Source organism: Mesorhizobium mediterraneum (assembly GCF_002284565.1).
Classification (GTDB): Bacteria; Pseudomonadota; Alphaproteobacteria; order Rhizobiales; family Rhizobiaceae; genus Mesorhizobium; species Mesorhizobium mediterraneum.
In genome coordinates this window covers 1-18,082 of sequence record NZ_NPKI01000034.1, presented here as the reverse complement: position 1 = coordinate 18,082, position 18,082 = coordinate 1, and the positions used below count along the sequence as shown (strand labels likewise).

Annotated in this window: 22 protein-coding genes and 5 pseudogenes; 14 read left to right on the top strand and 13 right to left on the bottom strand. The window is 59.7% G+C overall.

The window, feature by feature from the left end:
* Positions 1 to 1,038 precede the first annotated feature (1,038 nt).
* Positions 1,039 to 1,512: a transposase gene (locus CIT25_RS26800; protein WP_095488108.1), complete on the top strand. Its 474-nt coding sequence runs from the start codon at positions 1,039 to 1,041 to the stop codon at positions 1,510 to 1,512.
* A gap of 292 nt (positions 1,513 to 1,804) precedes the next feature.
* Entirely contained in the window at positions 1,805 to 1,960 is a 156-nt protein-coding gene (gene tnpB, locus CIT25_RS38175) for an IS66 family insertion sequence element accessory protein TnpB (protein ID WP_095488107.1), read from the top strand.
* A gap of 46 nt (positions 1,961 to 2,006) precedes the next feature.
* On the opposite strand, the gene CIT25_RS38170 is transcribed toward tnpB, so the two are convergent.
* The 3 genes from CIT25_RS38170 to CIT25_RS37715 all read right to left on the bottom strand — a co-directional run bounded on the left by CIT25_RS38170 (position 2,007) and on the right by CIT25_RS37715 (position 2,875).
* Positions 2,007 to 2,255 carry a tyrosine-type recombinase/integrase gene (locus tag CIT25_RS38170; protein WP_236372574.1) on the bottom strand — a complete coding sequence of 83 codons (249 nt, stop codon included), beginning with the start codon at positions 2,253 to 2,255 and terminating at the stop codon, positions 2,007 to 2,009.
* Entirely contained in the window at positions 2,204 to 2,500 is a 297-nt protein-coding gene (locus CIT25_RS38165) for a site-specific integrase (protein WP_280953387.1), read from the bottom strand. The genes CIT25_RS38170 and CIT25_RS38165 overlap by 52 nt, the downstream gene beginning before the upstream one ends.
* 114 nt (positions 2,501 to 2,614) lie before the next feature.
* The gene (locus CIT25_RS37715) at positions 2,615 to 2,875 is read right to left on the bottom strand and encodes a hypothetical protein (protein WP_245330001.1); all 261 of its coding nucleotides are present in this window, start codon (positions 2,873 to 2,875) and stop codon (positions 2,615 to 2,617) included.
* A 1,261-nt stretch (positions 2,876 to 4,136) separates the two neighbouring features.
* On the opposite strand from CIT25_RS37715, the gene CIT25_RS26775 reads away from it, so the two are divergent.
* Positions 4,137 to 4,553 (top strand): hypothetical protein, encoded by a 417-nt coding sequence (locus CIT25_RS26775; protein WP_063169404.1) that lies wholly within the window; start codon positions 4,137 to 4,139, stop codon positions 4,551 to 4,553.
* Positions 4,554 to 4,803: 250 nt separating this feature from the next.
* Here CIT25_RS26775 and CIT25_RS38320 read toward each other — a convergent pair whose 3' ends face one another.
* The 5 genes from CIT25_RS38320 to CIT25_RS37690 all read right to left on the bottom strand — a co-directional run bounded on the left by CIT25_RS38320 (position 4,804) and on the right by CIT25_RS37690 (position 7,243).
* Positions 4,804 to 5,574, bottom strand: coding sequence for a redoxin domain-containing protein (locus CIT25_RS38320; RefSeq protein WP_245330000.1), 771 nt, complete (start codon positions 5,572 to 5,574; stop codon positions 4,804 to 4,806).
* Positions 5,575 to 5,626: 52 nt separating this feature from the next.
* On the bottom strand, positions 5,627 to 5,851 hold the full coding sequence (locus tag CIT25_RS37705) for a DUF411 domain-containing protein (RefSeq protein WP_236372580.1): 225 nt from the start codon (positions 5,849 to 5,851) through the stop codon (positions 5,627 to 5,629).
* On the bottom strand, positions 5,848 to 6,390 hold the full coding sequence (locus tag CIT25_RS37700) for a multicopper oxidase domain-containing protein (protein WP_245329999.1): 543 nt from the start codon (positions 6,388 to 6,390) through the stop codon (positions 5,848 to 5,850). The genes CIT25_RS37705 and CIT25_RS37700 overlap by 4 nt, the downstream gene beginning before the upstream one ends.
* Before the next feature lie 9 nt (positions 6,391 to 6,399).
* Positions 6,400 to 6,540 carry a hypothetical protein gene (locus CIT25_RS37695; protein ID WP_245329998.1) on the bottom strand — a complete coding sequence of 47 codons (141 nt, stop codon included), beginning with the start codon at positions 6,538 to 6,540 and terminating at the stop codon, positions 6,400 to 6,402.
* Positions 6,541 to 6,652: 112 nt separating this feature from the next.
* Positions 6,653 to 7,243, bottom strand: coding sequence for a multicopper oxidase family protein (locus tag CIT25_RS37690; protein ID WP_245329997.1), 591 nt, complete (start codon positions 7,241 to 7,243; stop codon positions 6,653 to 6,655).
* A 482-nt stretch (positions 7,244 to 7,725) separates the two neighbouring features.
* Between CIT25_RS37690 and CIT25_RS36500 the strand changes: the two genes are divergently transcribed.
* Both CIT25_RS36500 and CIT25_RS26745 read left to right on the top strand, forming a co-directional pair.
* A complete protein-coding gene (locus CIT25_RS36500; protein WP_158302651.1) occupies positions 7,726 to 7,914 on the top strand; it encodes a hypothetical protein in 189 nt (62 codons plus the stop codon).
* A 376-nt stretch (positions 7,915 to 8,290) separates the two neighbouring features.
* Positions 8,291 to 8,560: a hypothetical protein gene (locus CIT25_RS26745; protein WP_095488106.1), complete on the top strand. Its 270-nt coding sequence runs from the start codon at positions 8,291 to 8,293 to the stop codon at positions 8,558 to 8,560.
* Between the two features lie 696 nt (positions 8,561 to 9,256).
* Here CIT25_RS26745 and CIT25_RS26740 read toward each other — a convergent pair.
* The gene (locus tag CIT25_RS26740) at positions 9,257 to 10,186 is read right to left on the bottom strand and encodes a TauD/TfdA dioxygenase family protein (RefSeq protein WP_095488104.1); all 930 of its coding nucleotides are present in this window, start codon (positions 10,184 to 10,186) and stop codon (positions 9,257 to 9,259) included.
* Positions 10,187 to 10,841: 655 nt separating this feature from the next.
* On the opposite strand from CIT25_RS26740, the pseudogene CIT25_RS37685 reads away from it, so the two are divergent.
* The 4 genes and pseudogenes from CIT25_RS37685 to CIT25_RS26720 form a co-directional block, all read left to right on the top strand.
* Positions 10,842 to 11,046 (top strand): annotated as a pseudogene (locus tag CIT25_RS37685) (isopenicillin N synthase family oxygenase); the annotation flags it as partial.
* An 8-nt stretch (positions 11,047 to 11,054) separates the two neighbouring features.
* Positions 11,055 to 11,328, top strand: a pseudogene (locus CIT25_RS26730) (pyridoxal-phosphate dependent enzyme); the annotation flags it as partial.
* A gap of 278 nt (positions 11,329 to 11,606) precedes the next feature.
* Positions 11,607 to 11,770, top strand: a pseudogene (locus tag CIT25_RS26725) (TlpA family protein disulfide reductase); the annotation flags it as partial.
* Between the two features lie 41 nt (positions 11,771 to 11,811).
* On the top strand, positions 11,812 to 13,266 hold the full coding sequence (locus tag CIT25_RS26720) for a glutamate synthase subunit beta (RefSeq protein WP_095488102.1): 1,455 nt from the start codon (positions 11,812 to 11,814) through the stop codon (positions 13,264 to 13,266).
* A 69-nt stretch (positions 13,267 to 13,335) separates the two neighbouring features.
* On the opposite strand, the pseudogene CIT25_RS37680 reads toward CIT25_RS26720, so the two are convergent.
* Positions 13,336 to 13,530, bottom strand: a pseudogene (locus CIT25_RS37680) (DUF459 domain-containing protein); the annotation flags it as partial.
* 432 nt (positions 13,531 to 13,962) lie between these two features.
* Here CIT25_RS37680 and CIT25_RS26710 point away from each other — a divergent pair.
* Together CIT25_RS26710 and CIT25_RS38150 are read left to right on the top strand one after the other, a co-directional pair.
* Positions 13,963 to 14,241, top strand: coding sequence for a hypothetical protein (locus tag CIT25_RS26710; protein ID WP_095488100.1), 279 nt, complete (start codon positions 13,963 to 13,965; stop codon positions 14,239 to 14,241).
* Positions 14,231 to 14,353, top strand: coding sequence for a hypothetical protein (locus CIT25_RS38150; protein ID WP_280953386.1), 123 nt, complete (start codon positions 14,231 to 14,233; stop codon positions 14,351 to 14,353). The genes CIT25_RS26710 and CIT25_RS38150 overlap by 11 nt, the downstream gene beginning before the upstream one ends.
* Positions 14,354 to 14,695: 342 nt before the next feature.
* Here the strand turns inward: CIT25_RS38150 and CIT25_RS26705 are convergent.
* Positions 14,696 to 14,916 (bottom strand): annotated as a pseudogene (locus tag CIT25_RS26705) (helix-turn-helix domain-containing protein); the annotation flags it as partial.
* A 188-nt stretch (positions 14,917 to 15,104) separates the two neighbouring features.
* Positions 15,105 to 16,049, bottom strand: a complete 945-nt coding sequence (locus CIT25_RS26700) for an extracellular solute-binding protein (protein WP_245329996.1) — start codon at positions 16,047 to 16,049, stop codon at positions 15,105 to 15,107.
* Positions 16,050 to 16,400: 351 nt separating this feature from the next.
* Between CIT25_RS26700 and CIT25_RS36495 the strand changes: the two genes are divergently transcribed.
* Positions 16,401 to 16,640 (top strand): hypothetical protein, encoded by a 240-nt coding sequence (locus CIT25_RS36495; RefSeq protein ID WP_127294309.1) that lies wholly within the window; start codon positions 16,401 to 16,403, stop codon positions 16,638 to 16,640.
* Positions 16,641 to 16,663: 23 nt separating this feature from the next.
* Positions 16,664 to 17,233, top strand: coding sequence for a dCTP deaminase (gene dcd / locus CIT25_RS26695; protein WP_095488098.1), 570 nt, complete (start codon positions 16,664 to 16,666; stop codon positions 17,231 to 17,233).
* Positions 17,234 to 17,262: 29 nt separating this feature from the next.
* Here the strand turns inward: dcd and CIT25_RS36965 are convergent, their stop codons facing one another.
* Entirely contained in the window at positions 17,263 to 17,424 is a 162-nt protein-coding gene (locus CIT25_RS36965; protein WP_164897471.1) for a hypothetical protein, read from the bottom strand.
* On the opposite strand from CIT25_RS36965, the gene CIT25_RS26690 reads away from it, so the two are divergent.
* Positions 17,423 to 18,082, top strand: a 660-nt coding sequence (locus tag CIT25_RS26690) for a DUF3800 domain-containing protein (protein WP_095488096.1), incomplete at its 3' end; no start/stop codon positions are given. The two genes, CIT25_RS36965 and CIT25_RS26690, sit on opposite strands and share 2 nt — an antisense overlap.

Below are 18,082 nucleotides of genomic sequence, written 5' to 3'. Positions count from 1 at the left end.
GATAGTTGACCACGCGTTTCAAAGGTCGTGAACTACATCTCCTCGTTGTGCTCGACGCACTCCCGACAGAGCGCAACCTCACGGGCGCGGCATGCAGGATCCGAGCCCAGCCGGTCATGAGTGCGGCCTTGCCGGGTCGGGCGATAGGCAGTCATGCCCTGCCCTTCCTGCGGGTCAAGCACTCCGAAAAAACATTTCCCCCATAAATGCTAGATCTTCCGTTGCCTTTTCGCGTCACAGGCCGTCAAACGCCCGGCCGTTCACAACAGTGATCCGGCAAGTGTTTGGCTGCGCGAGACGATGCTGCAGGGAGTCGTCCTGCATGGCACTTCGCTATGATGCTGCGGTGCCGTCTAACGGCGCCTCGTGCTTGAACGCACTGAACGGCCACCGCGATCAAAATCGATAGTTCGAGGACCGTTGATCATCACCCCGCCAGCCTCGATCTTGTTTGCCGCCACGAGAGCGACACAGAGACTGCTGGTGAAGATGCCCGCCTGCCCGCTATGTTCCGGATGGTTGACCATCCCGGATGGACCCATCGAGGGTGTCAAGGCGAGCATGAGCACAGGCGCGAACAGTTCACGGGCAGGCGCGACGGTGGCCGCAAAGCAACGTCGCGCCAGCATGCGATCTCAGCAGGATCGGCACCATCCTGTCAGGGAGCAATGCGAGTGGCTGGCTTAGCCGCTGCGACGCTGCCCGGCATCGATGACGAGGACCTGGCGCCGTGCGAGGAGCAAGAGTAGACGGATAGTATGCGCGGGAGTGGCGACCGACCACCTTGTTTCTAAGGCAGACTGAAAGCGGCTCTTACCGGGCGGCTACGCTGTTTCAGAGACTGGGGCGTCGTGCACATCCAGCCGATACTCTTTGTTGCGGATTGCGAACCGATTGCATTGCCGCAGTTACTGGCATCATGTTAACGCGTCGGACGGCGACATTGGCGAGCACGGTTTTGTGGCCGCAGTTGACAAAGCCCATAAGTTCTAGATGCTGCGTGCTAGAATAGATGTTTGAAATCGCAGGGAGTTTCTGATGTCCAACCTTAAGGAAACTGAGGCAACCCAGGCAGCAGGCGAGGTGCCCGTGAAGGAACAGACACCCGATATAAAGGCGCCGAAGACGCGGAAGCGGACCGCGCAGCGCGCAGGTGCTATACGAACCAGCGCCGCCAGCTCGGCTCTTCAGGCGTCTTCATCTAAAGCGATCGCTTCGCCTACAGTCCGGGCAGCGCGGAGAAATTACTCTGAGAACGAGCGTGCCCAGAAGCTCGGCGAGATCGAGAAGCAGATCGGACGGGGAGAGAGTATCAAGGCAGCCGTTCAGAACGCTGGAATATCGGAACAGACGTACTATCACTGGAAAAGGGCTGCTGGGCAGACAACACAGAGCGATGAGCTCAAGGATCTTGTGAAGCTTGAAGAAGAGAACGCCCGTCTGAAGAAGCTCCTCGCTGACCGGCTCCGGAAAGAAAACGCCGAGCTCAGGAAAAAGCTCGGGCTTGCTTGAGCCCTTTGCCGCCATAGGCAAAAAGCCCGAGGGGCGACTGACCTGAGCTCCAAGGTGACCTTCCTTTCTTCCTGTGACACAGCGTCGCGCCCCAGCAGCCGATACTGGCGCAACGAGCTGTTTCGACCTGAGACCGGGCAGCCGGCAACTGAAGACTTCTTGACGAACGCGCCCAGCCGCTCCGGCCGCCAGTGGTGATCGAGCTGGAGGTCGCCGGCAAGGTGCGGCTGCGGATTCCACTGACCACGCCGCCAACACTGGCAGCGGCGATGGTGAAGGCGCGGGGCGTGTCATGATCCCGGTCCCGAGCCAGGTGCGGATCTGGTTGGCGGTGGGCCGGACCGATATGCGTCGCGGAATGCAGGGTCTCGCTCTGCAGGTTCAGGAGACATCGGGCCGGGATCCGCATTTATGCGTCGGGCGAGATTATGTGGCGGAGCCGCCCTGACCCCTTCGGACCGGCCAAACCCAGCTTGCCTCCGCCACATAAAGATTCAGATGGAGTTCAGCAGTTGCAGAACGGAGTCATTTGGTCGGAAACGCACGCCGTGATCGCCGGTGACGCCCGCCTTCTCAAGTCCATTGCGCATCATCTCTACATCCGCTGTGGCATAGCGGTGGGTCGTGGCGACCCGTGCATGCCCGAGCCAGGCTTGGATCGTCAAAAGGTCCACGCCGGACTGGAGAAGCTTCATGGCGAGGGAGTGCCGGAAGATGTGCGGCGATATGGGCTTGTCGGCCAAAGCCGGTCTGGTAGGCCCGGCGCTCGTTGCGGGCGCCGAGGAATATCGGTCGCGGCTCGTGATGGGCGATCCCGCGCTGGCTCAACAAGGATGTCAGCGCCCGCAGCCGGGTCCTTAGCAATGGGGACGACGCGGTCTCTACGCCCTTTGCCGCGCAGCAGCACTTGTGGGTGCGGCCGCTCCAACTGAAGGTCGTTTGCGTTGAGGCCGGTGGCTTCGGAGGCCCGGGCGCCGGTCCGTGCCAAGAAGAGCAGAAAGGCTCGTCGCGCCGACCACGGGGCGTCTTTGGATCGGGCGCCGCGATGAGGGTGTCCACTTCGGCCGTGGTGAGGTGGTACGTCACGTCAATGTGCGTCCGTTTAATGGGAATCGTCAGCACGCGTTGGGCGACGCCGAAGGATGCCGGGTCGGCGGCAGCGACGTGGCGGAAGAAAGATCGGATCGCGGCCAAGCGGGCGTTGCGCGTGGTGACGGAATTGTTCCGCTTCTCCTCGAGTTCGTCGAGAAAAGCGAAACGAGATCTCGATCAGCTCTTCGAGCGCCAACGCCGCCGGCTTCTTCCGCAATCGGGCGGCGGCAAAGAGGATCAGCATGCGCAAGGCATCGCGATAGCTGGCCACGGTCGCAGGAGTCGCATTGCGCTGCTTCGTCAGGCGCCGGCGGAAATAGGACTCCAGGAGCGGCGCTAGGAGCAGGTGTTCGCATGCTGCTCCTTGAGCGCGCCGCCATCGAGTGCCACCTCGGCTTGATCAATCAGATCAACGAGGCGTTGACGGTGGTCGAGGCGGATATCGCGGTGCATGCCCACTAGGATCCGACAATCCGTCGCCTGATGACGTTGCCTCCGACGTCACCGTGGGTGCGAACGTTGCCGCGGCAATCGGCAACATTCGGCGCTTCAGCGATCCACAGAGGCTTGTCGCCTACCTTGGCTTCTTCCGAGCGTGCGGCAGTCGGTGAGGGACCGGCCTATCATGGCCGCATCACGAAGCACGTCTCCTGAATCGAAACCTCTATCCGATCGACGAACGCCTCAAGTCTCGCAGGCGAGCAGGGCCGGGCGGGTCCAGATGTAGTCGGTATCCTAATCATCGCCGAGCGTGTTTAGCTTGGGTCGCGCAGAAAGGTGGATGGCGTGAGCGCGCTGAGATGGATCGCCATTTGGACTAAACGACGGGACGGCTGACTGGTATGCGCGTTCAATTGATCTGGCGCCTTAAATGCAGGAAGGCTTCGCGGCCGGTACGAGGCGCATCCCTCCTCCGAAGCAGCACGCCCAAGTATCATCACAAGCCCCGAGCGCTCGCGTTCGGCGATGTCCAATTTCCGACAATGTCGGAATACAGTCAGATCTGCTGGATTGACTTTAAATGGTTTTCTCATTTGGCACAGCGCATGCTGGTTATCCGCAAACACGTGACCGACCAACAAGAAGTCGCATGATCACCTCACCAAAACATACAGCCGCGGAACAATCACTTGGCCCGAACTTGCTTATCGCCCTCCCCGTCACCACAACCGGAGCCATCCATGTCTGACGGGCTGCCCAGGATACCTACTGCGACCGCGCTTGCCCGGTGACGACCGCTCCGGCTCCGCCCGTTACCGACGAGGCAAAGTGACGGATTTCCTGCTTTTCAACGACATGGAGGTGGTTGTCATTCCCGCTGGGGGACAGACTCGGCCTGTTCAAGGCATTGCGCGAAGGCGGCAAGATGACGGCCACCCGTGCGCGAACTCAAGGAGCGCAGCCTGTATCGTGTATCAGGCAAATAGGCCGTCGGTCAGTGACCTTGACACAGGGGACATGCGCAAGGTCCTGAAGTTTGATGTAGCGATAGAAGGGTGCCAATGACAACAATAGCTTACAGGAACGGAACCATGGCTGGCGACGGCCGAGCCTTGGGTTTTGACTCAGTATCCGTCGGTGAGAAAACGAAGGTGTTTCGCTTATGCGACGGCACACTCATCGGCGTTTCCTCTTCGTCCTTGGGTATTCCAAAGGCCGTTCGAGACTGGGTTGAGAAGGGCATGGATGTTTCTGATATTCCTGTGCCGCGCAACGACGACAATTTTGAATTTGAGGCGCTGATAGTGCGCAAAAATGGGGAAGCCGTATTGTTGGACGGCAATTGGCTGCCAAGTGATCCCGTGAAAGGTGAATATTATGCCATCGGGAGCGGCAAGCAGTATGCTTTGGCCGCGCTGGTTTTGGGCAAGTCAGCTAAGGAAAGCGTCGAAGTTGCCGCGAAACTCGACGTTTGGACTGGTGGCACAGTCACTGCCATAACTCACTAAACCCGCCTTTCGGCGGGAGTGTGACAGTGCGAGCGTGGAAGTAGGGCGCCACCCCGGGGCACGTCGAGCCCTGTCATCTGCTTGCGTTGTTGGACATGTGAGCTGGTCCATAAGCGCGCGAAAGCGTCCAGTTGTGGCCAAAAGCACGATTTGCGACAGAACCGGCCCGCTTCTATGAGTATGGGCCGCTTTTTGCGGCCAGCGTGCTTGCCATCCTGCCGCCAGTGGCCGTCGCCTTCTTCTTCCAAGGTTACCTCGTCATGAAGTAGAGCACCACGATCTTGTCGGAGAAATCGGAAAGGCGGACGGCCCTTCCGTCCGCGTCGGCCAGTTCGAAAGGCGGCGCGGCCTGCTCGTCGATCGCCTGGAAGAACCTCTCCGCGCTGTCCCTCATCTTGTCGAGATCGGCGCCCGGATGGTGGGCCAGCGCGGAGGTCGCGAGGATCAGCGCCAGAAATTGAATCGCAAGCGACGGTTTCGCTTTCATGGACAATGCATTCCGGTTGGGGGCGTTCGAGGGCTCCGCGGCTAGGATTGGTCTCACTGTGTCTGCTCCCGCTCCCGGCGGCTCATCTGCCTGATAGGCGCGTTCCCGCTCGGGCCATGTGCTTTTGATGAAGGCCAGAACGGCCCGGATCTCCTCGTCGGTGAGGACATTCCCGAAGCCCGGCATGTCGCTCTGGTAGCCGCCGCCGACGACCGCGGCCGGTCCCGGCGCCGGCATGCGTCCCGAAGGCAGCGGGCTTTCCAATCGCGCTGACCTTCGCCTGGCTAAAACCGTCTTGCCTAGCGCTATCGCCGCGGCCGGGGCGCCGCCACCGGCCATCCGGTTGGCGAGCCAAGGCAATGTCCAGACCAATCCGAGGCCTGCCGCGGCCACGCATCGATAAGAGGACCGACGCCCTTCTCCTTTGCCGCCGCTGGAGAACAGGTACTTGATCAGCGCGGCCGTCCCGAGGACGAGCACGACGACGACAAGCAGCCACACCAGGCCCATCCCGAACATCATCATGCCGCTCATGCATTCCATCATCGAAGCCTCCTATTCCGTGGCGTAGACGCCGCCGGTCCCGTCAGACTTCCGGATTTCGAGAATCTCGAAGGGCGCTTCCTTCGTGCCACTCATGCCGGGGGAGCCCATCGGCATGCCGGGCAGCGTCATGCCCTTTGATGTCGGGCCGCTCGGTCAAGAGCTTGTTGACCGTGCCGACCGGCACATGGCCGCTCACCACATAGCCGTCGATGAACGAGAGAAGGCAGCCATCGGCTTCCGGCGGAATGCCCTCTTCGCGGCTCATGGCGAAAAGGTCGTGAGTCGGCCTTGACGGTGACAGCGAAGCCGTTTCCTGCAAATAGCCGGCATAACCTTCGCAGCAGCCGCATTGCGGGTTCTTGTAGAGCGTGACGTCCTTTCGCCGGCGAACGCCGGAGCGGCGCCTGACAGGATCGAGGCGAGGACAAGAGCTATCAGGGTATTGGACATTTTTGCTTCTCCTTCGGCTTGTGGACTGGTCAGGCGACCGGCCGCCTGGTGTTCGAGAACGTGGCAGTGGAACATCCAATTGCCGGGATTGTCGGCGACGAAGGCGATCTCGACCTTCTCGCGCGGCGAAACCAGCGCCGTGTCCTGCCATTCGCGACGTGGGGTGGGCTGGCCGTTGCGGGAAATCACCCGGAAGGAATGGCCGTGCAGATGGATCGGATCATGCCACGCGGTTGCGTTGGTCGTGGCGATGACGTGGCTCTTATTCCGCAAGAGCGTCAGCCCCGGCTTCATGTCGTGATTGGCCTCGTCGGCGGCGACGCCGTTGATGAACCAGGCGGTGCCGGAATTCATCGTCCTGCATCATGCGCCCGGACCCATGCTTTCACCCATGTCCTGCGCCACCATCTCGCCCATCATGCCGCCGGTGAAGACGACTTCGTTGCGGGACGCTGTATCGAGGTCCGGCTCCGGCAGCGGAATGTCGGCAGGTTCAGCGGCCAATCAGGCACACGTGCCCTAAGCGGAGTGTCGGAATAAACAAGATCGACGAGCTCATATTCCAGCCCCGCGTAGAACCGCTCGAAGATTGAAATCCGGCTGCCCGGCTTGCCCGTCATGTCTTAGGATCAGATCGGTGCGCATTGCGGGACCCAGCACCACCCGCCTCCGGCGCGTGTGGCGTCACCGGCTGGCCGTCGAGCGCGATGACGGCCGGCCGAAAACCCGTGAAGTCGGGACTGAAGATGCGTGCATTGGCGGCGTTGATCAGCCGCAGCCGGATGCGCTCGCCCTTTCTGACCGCAAAGGTATCCGGCACGCGGCCATTGATGGTAACCGTGTTGCCCACGCGGCCATTGTGGTGAATGTCGTGCCGTTTGCCGAAATCCTCGCTGATTGCGCCAGATTTCGTCAGCCCCCAGTCACCGAGCATCCAGGTCACCTCGCGATCGGCCCGCACCGCCTTCGGTTCCTCGATGATCAGCGGACCATAAAGTCCGCGCCCGACCTGTTCGAAGCTCCGCTGGTGCGGGTGATACCAGCAGATGCCGACGTCGACGGCGTCGAACTCGTAGACGAAGCGCTCGCCCGCTCCAATCGGCTTCTGCGTGAGGTGAGGCACGCCATCCATGGCATGTGGCACACGCACGCGATGCCAGTGCACGGTCGTTTTCTCGGCAAGGCCGTTCTCTACCTCGACCCGCACGCGCTCGCCCTGACGGACCCGGATTTCCGGGCCTGGAACGGGCCTTCGGCGCGCAATCGAGCCCGGTTCACCCGGCCCAATGGCGTCCACTTTGGGGGCGCATGCACTGCAGACCCGCTGGACCTGATCCGGGAGAGAATGGGCGCGGCGATTGGAATAGCTATGAAAGCGCATCGGACCGTGGAACTGCGCGCGCAGACTTTCGGAGGAAGGCTCGCTTTTAAGCGTTATCGTGCAACTCTGACCGTTCTTCGCCTTGGCGGGTGCCGCGGAAGAATCCCGGGTTCTGCGAGCGCTCCGAGAACACCTGCGGTCGATCCTGTACCACAATCTCGCGAAGCTCGATGCTCTCTACAAACGATGTCTTGGATTCTCACGCCCTTATTTCAGCACTTCGCTCGCTTGCCCGACTCGGCCGCGGTCAGCCTTCACCGCCAATTTTATTGGCGCAGCGACGTTCCTATCGGGTCAGGCGAAGCTTCTTGAACCTGCCGCTCTCTCGTTGCCCTGGCACGATTAATCGTCCTCTCAGTCTCGTCATTGGCGGAGTCGCTCCTGAGGCGCGCGCCGGCGAGTTCGAGGAGCGCGTGGCTATCTCCTCGGTCCAGCCGGATTCCGCTGCGCGCTCAGCCAATTCCTGGAAGGCCGATTCCAAGGCGAGCTGGCATTGAAGGCCGCGGTCCGGATGGTCGACTAGGCAGCTTGGTTCCACGATCGCAATGCTTGATCGCTTCATTGCAGGCCATGGGCTCTCGCCCTCTCCTTTTGCCACACGAGGCGCCAGCTCACGTGTTGTTGTTGGCGTGCGCCCCGGCAACCGCTTTCACCAGCCGCTCCAGCGATCCCGCGCGCTCCAGCTCCGCAAAGAATGATGCGGCGTGACGCTACCCAGCCGGTGCTTCTCGGCCAATTTGCACACATAGGGATAGTCGACCATGAAATCGGATCGAGGCGAGGCGTTGGACGTTTCAGTCTTGGTCTGAATGCGCCGCCCACGAGCCGATCGGCCTTCTCGATGATTTGGCGCACCCTCGTTGTCGACAAGCCATGTTCCTGAGCCAGGTCGGCGAAACTCTTGCCCTTCAGAAAGCCGTCGACCAGGGCTATGTTCCTATCGACGGTCTGCTAAATCCCAGCAGGCGCGCGCAGTTTTCCAGCATCATTCCGTTTGTTCATCCGCTTGTCCGCGCCCCCTGCAAATCCTACCGGGCCAAATCGGTGCTTGGAAGACCCACTCATGTCATGGCCTCGGGAAAGTACCAGGCCGACGGTCATGTGAATACGAAAGATGCTGGCGATCACCATGATCGTTGGTGACCGCTGACCTCCCGAATGTCAGCTTCGACGGCACACCGGGAGCTCTCGGCAATGTTGAATAATTCCGTTTGAAGATGGTTGACTTCGTCGTCGAGGCTCGATCCATCAGGATCGGTATCGACGATTCTATATTTGAGAAACCCAAATTCGTTTGACTCGCGCAATTCGCTGTACGGCGTATCATCGCAAGCGCGGGATTGCGACATCCTGCGAAGTGCCCGCGTTGCTGGAATCGATTTTGCGGAAGTAAAAAGGCCCCGGCGCTGGGTCGGCGCGCAGGGCCTTCAGGCATGTACGAGCTACCAGCATGTCCAGTTATGATCGTGCGCTATCATAATGAACAAACGGTGAATAATCGCTATCCGAGGTGCAGGGCGGGCGAGATGGTGGGGCGGTGGGGGACCTGTACCGCTGCAGCGGGGCCACGAGCAGCGACTCGAGCCATGCGCCACGCTGCAGGACCTCGATTTCGGGCCAAGCCTCGAGCCCGCAACTCGCCTTGCTTCTCGGAAATCATAAGGCTTTGTGGGGCGGTTAAGCAGCGCGATATGGCCGCGGCGATACGAAGTTTTCATCTTTACCCTGTTCAGACGGTCAGGCTGCCTTCGCCGCCGGCTTGGCTGCCTTGACATGGGTTATACTGCGGCGACCGTCGACGCCGATNACGAAGTTTTCATCTTTACCCTGTTCAGACGGTCAGGCTGCCTTCGCCGCCGGCTTGGCTGCCTTGACATGGGTTATACTGCGGCGACCGTCGACGCCGATCGGAACGTCACCGTCAACCGTAGCGCGACGCACAACCCGGTGCTGGTCGCCATAGTCGTTGACCGCATAATGCTGGGTAGCACGGTTGTCCCAGATAGCGACGTCGCCTACTTGCCAGCGCCACCGCACGGTATTTTCCGGGGCAGTGACGTAGGACTGGAACACCTCGTAGAGTTTGGCGGAATCGCTCTTGGAAAGGCCGACGAGGCGCTGCACGAAATTGCCGAGCAGCAGCGACTTCTCCCCGGTTTCCGGATGGACGCGCACGACCGGATGCTCGGTCTCGTAGATCGTCGATGTGAAGACTTCCTCGAAGTGCTTCTTCTCTTCGGCTGTGGCGCGCGGGCGCACGGCTGCGTAGTCGTAGGCATTGCTATGAATAGCCCACAGATTGTCCGCCAATATTTTGAGCGGCGCTGGCAGATTCTCGTACGCGGCGTGCGTGTTGGACCAGATCGTGTCGCCCCCCGCCGCCGGAATGACGACGCCACGTAGGACCGAGAATTTCGGATAGGCATCGACGAAAGTCACATCGGTATGCCACTGGTCTGCCCTGCCACCGCCACGGCCGGAATCGAGATTGAGGATTGAGGCCGTGCCGGCTGCCGGCCCCTGCGTGGGATGAGGTACAAGGTTACCCAGACGCCGCGCGAACAATTCCTGCTCCGCATCGTCGAGATGCTCCTGGCCGCGGAAGAAGATCACCTTGTGTTTTAGAAGAAGCTGGTTGATGGCTGCTATCGCTGCGTCCGAAAGGTCTCCGCCAAGGCGAACGCCTCTGATTTCAGCTCCAACACGGCTGGTCAGCGGTACAACGTCGGAGTCAGGAATGGTCCGGTTGACGAGGACTGGATTGCTCATGCGGGTCTCCTGTTTTATCTTGAAAGGGATAGCAAGTCACATCCGGCCAGCGGATGTCCGCGCTGCGTTGAAAAGTCTCACCGCTAGTCGACAGAGCTATTGAACAAGATAATCGACTAAAACATAGAAATAATGTTCCAAATTAAACTGTCTCGACGAAAGAGCCGTCTCCGTTGCTCCGGTCTCGGTGTTGAGTTCTCTAAGGCTGCGCCACACCTTGGTCCCACGCCGGCAAATGATCTCACTATGCAGCCCCGTGCTCGCACGCTCTCAAACTAATTGCCGCTGCTGCAACACGCCGCCTGGCGGCCTGCACCGAAAAGCCGACAGGGGTGCATCTGAATAGCCGTGAACCCAGGTCTCAAAGACCATCCGGCGCGACGAGCGGACGCACCGCACGTGTGACACCCGCCTTGTGGGGCAGGGTTGCCTTTCTCAATCCCGGCGTTGGTCGGCGTCCCAATGAGCAGCAAGCTATTATCGGCCGCCGAATCTTAGTGGCTTCGTCGAGAGCCTCAATCAACCAAGCGGCGAAAGCCCCGCTAGAGTCTCCGCCCGCCTGTCGCTATGAAGCAGTTGCAGCCAGCGCTGCTTCAGGCGCATGAACTCGCCCGATGCAATGATTTCCGTCGCCCTGGGTCTTTCGAAGGGCACTGTTTCGATTCCCTTCTTCTTCGGCGCGCGGCTTGATGCCGACATACGGTTTCTTGACCTGCCGCCTGAACTGGCTGCCGAAGCGGGTGCCCCGCCAGCGACCCCGACAATCCACTGTTCCGCAACTGCTGAAGAGCCGACTGCGCTCGCATCCCGATATTGCGCCACGGCACTATGCCGACATTCTGGAGACCGCAGCCGCATGAGCCTCGAGATGTTCCGCCGACCGTCGACAAAGGCGTCCTCTCGCCTGCGTCCGCCATTTGTCAGTGCTCGATCTGATTGGGGAGACGCCGGTCGTCGAACTGAAGAGATTCGATACCGGCAGGTGTCGTCTCTTCGTCAAGCTCGAAAGCCAGAATCCCGGCGGATCGATCAAGGATCGCATTGCGTTGTCGATGATCGTTAATGCCGAACAGCGTGGCCAGCTCGCGCCGGGCGGTACAATCATCGAAGCGACCGCTGGCAACACAGGGCTCGGCCTGGCCTTCTGGCGGCACGAAGCGCGTGATCGCGTGTCCAAAAGCTGACAGCGTCAGACAAATGTCAGGTTCATTACAACCAACATCTGGGCACTGACGAGGTTTTTCGAAGCAATGGGCGCTAACTGCGCGCTGAGCGCGTTGGCATGGCTTTTGAGACTGAGTGACTGTGACTGCACTCAATGGGGCAAGACGAGCGATGCGCTCCTCCCTGAACCCGTGTGCCGTCTCTGAGAGGAAACCAGCTCGTGCAGAAACCTTTGGAAATAGCTTTGGACCGCAACGTGGTATTGCAGATGGAGTCCCCGGCTCCTTCGATTAGAGTCGAGAACTGGCTGCATGGCGAGCCCCTCACGAGCTTTGAGCCCGGCAAGTGTACATAGTCGAATTTTGGGCAACTTGGTGCGGCCCATGTGTGGACGGGATGCCCCATCTGATCCAGCTGCAGGGCGTCGCCAGGCGCGCCATCTGGACAGCAGGAACTGGACTATGGGCAAGGTAACAGGGTTTCTTGAGATCGACCGGCAGGTGCACAAGTACCAGCCGGCTTCCGACCGCATCCGGCATTTTCGCGAATTCACGCTGCCGATGTCGGACAAGGAGGTCGAGAAGCAGGCCGCGCGCTGCATGGATTGCGGCATTCCGTACTGTCATGGGCCGACCGGCTGCCCGATCCACAATCAGATCCCGGACTGGAACGACCTCGTCTACAATGGCGACTGGGACAATGCGATCCGCAACTTGCATTCGACCAACAATTTCCCGGAGTTCACCGGCCGCATCTGTCCGGCACCTTGCGAGGAAGCCTGCACGCTGAACCTCGAGGACATTCCGGTCGCCATCAAGACGATCGAGCAGGCGATCGCCGACAAGGCGTATGAAACCGGCCATATCCGGCCCTATCCGCCGGAACGGAAGACCGGCAAGCGCGTCGCCGTCATCGGCTCGGGGCCGGCCGGCATGGCCGCTGCCCAGCAACTCGGTCGCGCCGGCCATGACGTTCACGTCTATGAGCGAGAGAGCCGGCCGGGCGGGCTGATGCGCTACGGCATCCCCGATTTCAAGATCGAGAAGCATTATATCGACCGGCGCATCGAGCAGATGCAGGGCGAAGGTGTCAGCTTCCATTGTGGCGTCAATGTCGGCGTCGACAAGCCGGTCGCCGAACTGCTCGCCGAATATGACGCGGTCCTCTATTGCGGCGGTTCCGAAACACCGCGTCCGGCCAACATCCCAGGCGATGATCTCGACGGCGTGCACGACGCGATGCCGTATCTGGTTCAGCAGAACAAGCGTATCGGCGGCGAGCCGATCCAGTCGGTGGCATGGCCATCGCGCCCGATCGTTGCCGGCGGCCAGCATGTCGTCGTCGTCGGCGGCGGCGACACTGCCTCCGACTGCGTCGGCACCGCCTTCCGCCAGGGCGCGGTGCGCGTCACCCAGCTCGACATCCGGCCGCAGCCGCCGGAAAAGGAAGACAAGCTGTCGGTCTGGCCCTACTGGGCGACCAAGATGCGCACGTCATCCTCGCAGGCCGAAGGCGCCGAGCGCGAATTCCAGGTGGCGACGCTTGAATTCATCGGCGAAGACGGCCAGCTGACCGGGGTCAAATGCTGCGAAGTCGACGAAAAGCGCAAGCCGATCGCCGGCACCGAATTCGTCATCCGCGCCGATCTCGCGTTCATCGCCATCGGCTTTGCCGGGCCAGCCGCTCGCGGGCCGGTGTCGGAACTGGCCGGCCAGATGAAGATCGCCATTGACAGCCGCCGCTCGAAGAATGTCGAGGCCAATGACCGGGACTACAGGACCAGCGTCGAAAAGCTCTATGCCGCGGGCGACGTGCGGCGCGGCCAGTCGCTGGTCGTCTGGGCGATCCGCGAGGGCCGCCAGGCGGCGCGCGCCATCGATGAGGCGCTGATGGGATCGAGCGTGCTGCCGCGCTGAGTCCGTCTCGAGACCCTACTTGTGCGGCCACCTGAAGGCGCTTTCCGCCCTTCCGCTGCCCCGGGCAGCTTACGGACTGATCGCCGTGGTCGTTTCGGTTGTGGCCCCGGCCGCAGGCTGCCGCCTTGGCGGCCAAGAAAAATCGTCGGCGCGGCCGGGCGAAGCAGCGGGCGCCTTGCCCTCGACGACGAATTTTTCACCGGGCCCGTCCGGCTTGGCCGGCGCTGCGGCACCGAGAAGTTCCGAACCGCCGTCGAGTGCCGGTGATTGCGAGTCGGCGTCGGTAGCCGGGTCGGCGGCCTCAGTCTTTTCGTTCGAGGGTGGACTACGCTACTGGCCCAGTACCGGCAAAGCATCGAAGGAACTTTACAATCATAAAGGTACGTCACTGGTCTCGCGGCTCACCTATGACGATCTAGACGCGAGTTCGAGTGAAGTCTTCTTCAACGCGATCCACAATCCGACTGGCATTTTCGTAAAGGCCTCCTCGGTGCGGGCGGCATCAGGGAGGGTTTTCTCATGACGAGGACTTCTTACGGAAATGGGGGGCTACTCAAACACATTCAGTGATCAGCGCGGGGGCGGCGTCAGCTATTTCACCGCCGATCTTGGATATAATTTCTTGAACTCGCCGCGCTACCGCATCGGTGCTTTTGTTGGCAACAATTTCTGGCACGAGAGCTACGACGCTTTCGGTTGCACGCAGCAGGCGACCAACTGGGGAACCTGTGTGCCAACCGTCCCACCTACGTCAACCTCATCAGCCAGGACAACGATTGGCATTCGCTGCGACTCGGCTTGGCCGGGCAGACGCAACTCACCGAGCGACTCAGCCTTTCTGGTGACGTGGCGTTCCTCTTCACGCGGCTCGACGGCAAAGATCAGCACCACATGCGCCCCAAGATCAAGCTAATTCCCGAAGACGGCGATGGGCATGGCGTCCAGCTCGAGGCGGTGTTGGGCCGTGGCGAATAACGGCACCGCTCATTTCGAAGAGGCAATGGGCGGTCGTGGTTCCCCGCAGGCCGACGATTGGAAGGCAAAGCGCTACGGCGTGTTCGTGCAGGCTAGCATCAAGTTCAACTGAGAGAGCAAGAACCGAGGAGAGCGGCGATGCCACTCCAGCTCATTACGATCATTGGATCAACAGAAGGAAGTTTTCCGAAGAGTTCTGCAGGCGTGCGCAAAGTCGCCAGACAAAGTTCTCTCGGTCCATAGTGTACGTGCCGTCACGCCCGTTCTCGACATGGTTGAATGATACGTTCCGCGCGATCGATCAAAGTCGTTTTTCATTGGTTTTCCGGAAATCGCGGGGAGCACAGCGTGCTGTGACCCTCGGCTGCTGGTTTTCTGTCAACGCGCAGATGAGGGAGAATGAGCGTACAGCAAAAATCATCAGTGCTGTCGCTTTCGCCAAAGCCCGCCGCAGCTAAACGGGGCCCCACGCCCGGTAGCGCCCCCTGCCGGTCACCTCACGGATGCCGAGTTCGGCACCAGCCCGAGCGCAGCGCGCTGGCTAATTTTCAGCTCGGCCGCGACCAGACCTGCCGACACCAGCGGCCGCGCCAGCACCAGCTCGATCAGCGCCGGCAGGCTCGAGTTTTTGCGCCGGTTCCTGAGCCGGCGCTCCATCTGGCTTTTGGCCAGCGCCTGGATGATTGCAAGGCTGAAACAGTCGATGGAACGCCCCTCCAGCGAAGCCGAACCGGACGAGGCGCGCGCGCCAGGTCCTTCGGCTGCCATCGGCACGCTGGGTTTAAGTGCTTGGGGTGACACGGCGTGATCTCCGCCGTTGGCGGGAACAGGGCAGTGCAATAGTACTGCCCTGTTCCTTTTGATCAGAGGCCAGTGCGGATTTCTTCGGCAAGCGCCCTCAACGTCGTCTCGACGTCATCGCCGTTTACCATCTTCTGCATCGCCACGGCCCATGCGTTCATGGCGTCGCCGAAGCCGACACGCGGTGTGAAAGCCAGCGCGGCGTGGTCCTGTATCTTTTTGAAGCTGTCAACGAAGTTGTTGAACTCGGGCTGCGAAGCGTACTTAGTCCAGGTGTCGTCCTGCCAGGTCGACGTGCGCGGCGGATTGACGAGCTGGCCGGCAAGGGCACCCTTGAGCGCCACCTGCTTGGAGGTGGCCCACGGGATGAACAGCCAGGCCGTGCCCTTCTTTTCGGAAGCCGCGTTCATGGCGAGAGCCCAGATCCAGATGTCAGAATCCAAGCTCGTGGCGCTCGGTGCGTGCAGCGGCGGAGCGAAGGCGATCTTGCCGGATGCCGGCTTCCCCGCAACATCGTTCCAGAAGCCGAACATATTTGAGTCGATCGTCATCGCGGTGCGGCCGGACGAGATGCCGTCCACGACCTGGTACCAGTTATCATTGGCGAAGGAAGGAGCCGCGCACTTCTTGATCATGTCCACGTAATGTAGTCGTATCCAGCATCGGTAAGCTTCGGATCGCTCAGGTATTTGTCCAGCGGCTCCAGGGCGCCACTCGGAGCGAGGTCCTACGCGGGCTGAATGCCAGTGCCGAACACATCCCATGCTGGCGACTTCGTCGTCAGTTGGATCGTCATCTTGTTCCAGTAAGAATCGTCTGGGTAGAGTTCCGGCGTGACCTTGATGCCGGGTCAGCTTCTCGAACTCCGGAAGTTGCGCAGCGAGAGCATCCGCATAGGGGTGGATGTCGTAGGCCCAAGTTATGCTGGTCCCTTCGAATTGACGCCAGTTCACGGTGTCGGCAGCGGCCGAATTAGTGAGCGATGCCGAGACGGCAAAAAACGCCAAGTCAAAAGCAAGCTGTTTGCGTAGCGACGCGCACCTGTAACGAGTACGGGGAATGAGCGACCCATGTAATCCTCCCTGGGGCATTTTGCCAATTTTTGGGTCCACTCCTCGGCGATTATATATTTGACAAACCCGGCGAACGGTTCATTAACCCAGCGCCGGCGACACTTGAAACACGTTGTGATTCGCTTAGTTGTCAAATCTGGGCCACACTGTTCATGTTATGTTCCCTGTGACTCAGAAAGCACTCCCACGGAGAATGTGACGAAACCGTGTCGAGACCATATGCGAATCAACGTCGATTCGATCTTGTGAAAAAAAGAACTAAAAGAGCAGCATGGAGGGTTATTGATGAAACTAAAGGTCAAACAGATCGGCGAAGGAAACCATCCTGGCGAGGTGGTTGTATCGCTTGACACAGTAGCGGGAACAGAACGTCTGGTGGTTCACCATCGCTCGCTGAGTGGCGATAGTTTGGATATTGGTTGGCCAGTTGATCGTGAGGACTCAAATCTCTTAGTTGAGTTGCCCCGCGAGACAATCAATGGTTCATGGCGGGTGTGGGTTCCGCAAGGGTTAGTCGTAGACTAAAAAACTAAACGGGGGGACGGGCTATGATACTTACCGACAGAGAAATCCAAATCGCAATCAGTACAGAAGCGATAAGAATAGAGCCCGTCCCTGACCTATCATATTACAGTTCCACCAGCCTCGATCTAACTCTCGGTGATTTGCTCACCGTTTTTAAAGACCCAAAGATTGGCTTGGGTATTTGCATCGATCCTTCGGAGAAGGGATACAATCACGAAGAGGTGATGGTTGAGACAACCAGTCCCATCAAGATTGATCCCGATGCCGGTTACGAATTTAAGCCCGGCCAGATGGTCCTAGCTTGGACTCGTGAAGTGGTTGAGCTGAAAATTCATTCTCGGATTGCCGCGAGAGTGGAAGGAAAGAGTTCGCTGGCCAGATTGGGCATTGGCATCCACCTGACGGCCCCTACCATTCATGCTGGTTTTACCGGTCAGATCAGACTTGAGATGGTAAACCACAACAAGCTGCCGGTGCGGTTACGGATAGGGATGAAGATCTGCCAATTGATTTTTGAGCAGACGCTTGGCACTCCCACAAAGGGATATGAAGGACGGTTTGCTGGCCAAAAGGCGGACGCGAAAAAAGGCTAAGCTAACCGGTCAACACCCAGCCCGTATGACTAGGCCTTCTTAGGCTGCGGCGGTGCCTTGTCGTCCTTAGGGTGCGCGGCCTTCACCACCTTCTTCAACACGCGGTCAAAGGCTTCCTCTGACTGGTCGGTTTCCAGTTCACGCGCTGCTTGCTTGAACTTTTCGATCTGTGCTGCTTCTTTGTCTGGCATGAGTCGAATCTTTCTGTTCGCCGATGAAGCTGGCTGTTTCAATTTCTCCAAGGCGCAAAATGTCAGCCGCTATTACATCGTCTGCACGGCCATTCTACCCGATTGCAGCATAGGCATCAAACTTCAGGAGTTGAGACGTGACCTAGCTTGGCAAGGTGCGCCGCTAGGCGACTACTTCCACGCCACGACCGATCGGCAAGAGGTGCGCAACGCTGTCTTCGATGTCCTGGCGAATGAGAAGTTCACCATCCAAGCGACCATGATGGAAAAGTCCAAAGCCATTCCAAAGGTGCGAGTCACAGAGGATCGATTTTACAAGATCGGTTGGCATTTCCATTTTCAGAATTCGTCCGATGCTTATCTTAAGGCGGCCAACGAAATCATGATCACCGTCGCGTCTATCGGAACCAAGAAAAAGCGGATCGCATTCGAGGACTCTGTAAGGGACGTAGTGAAGCAGAAGATTCGCAGTGATAGCTGGCGGGTTGCGTTCTGGCCTGCCAACACAGATCCATGTTTGCAGATAGCCGACTATTGCACTTGGGCCATCCAACGAAAATGGGAATCGGGCGGCAAGGATACCCGCTCCTATGAACTCATCCGTGACAAAATCACGTACGAATTCGACCTGTGGAAGCACGGCGACAAGCACTACTAC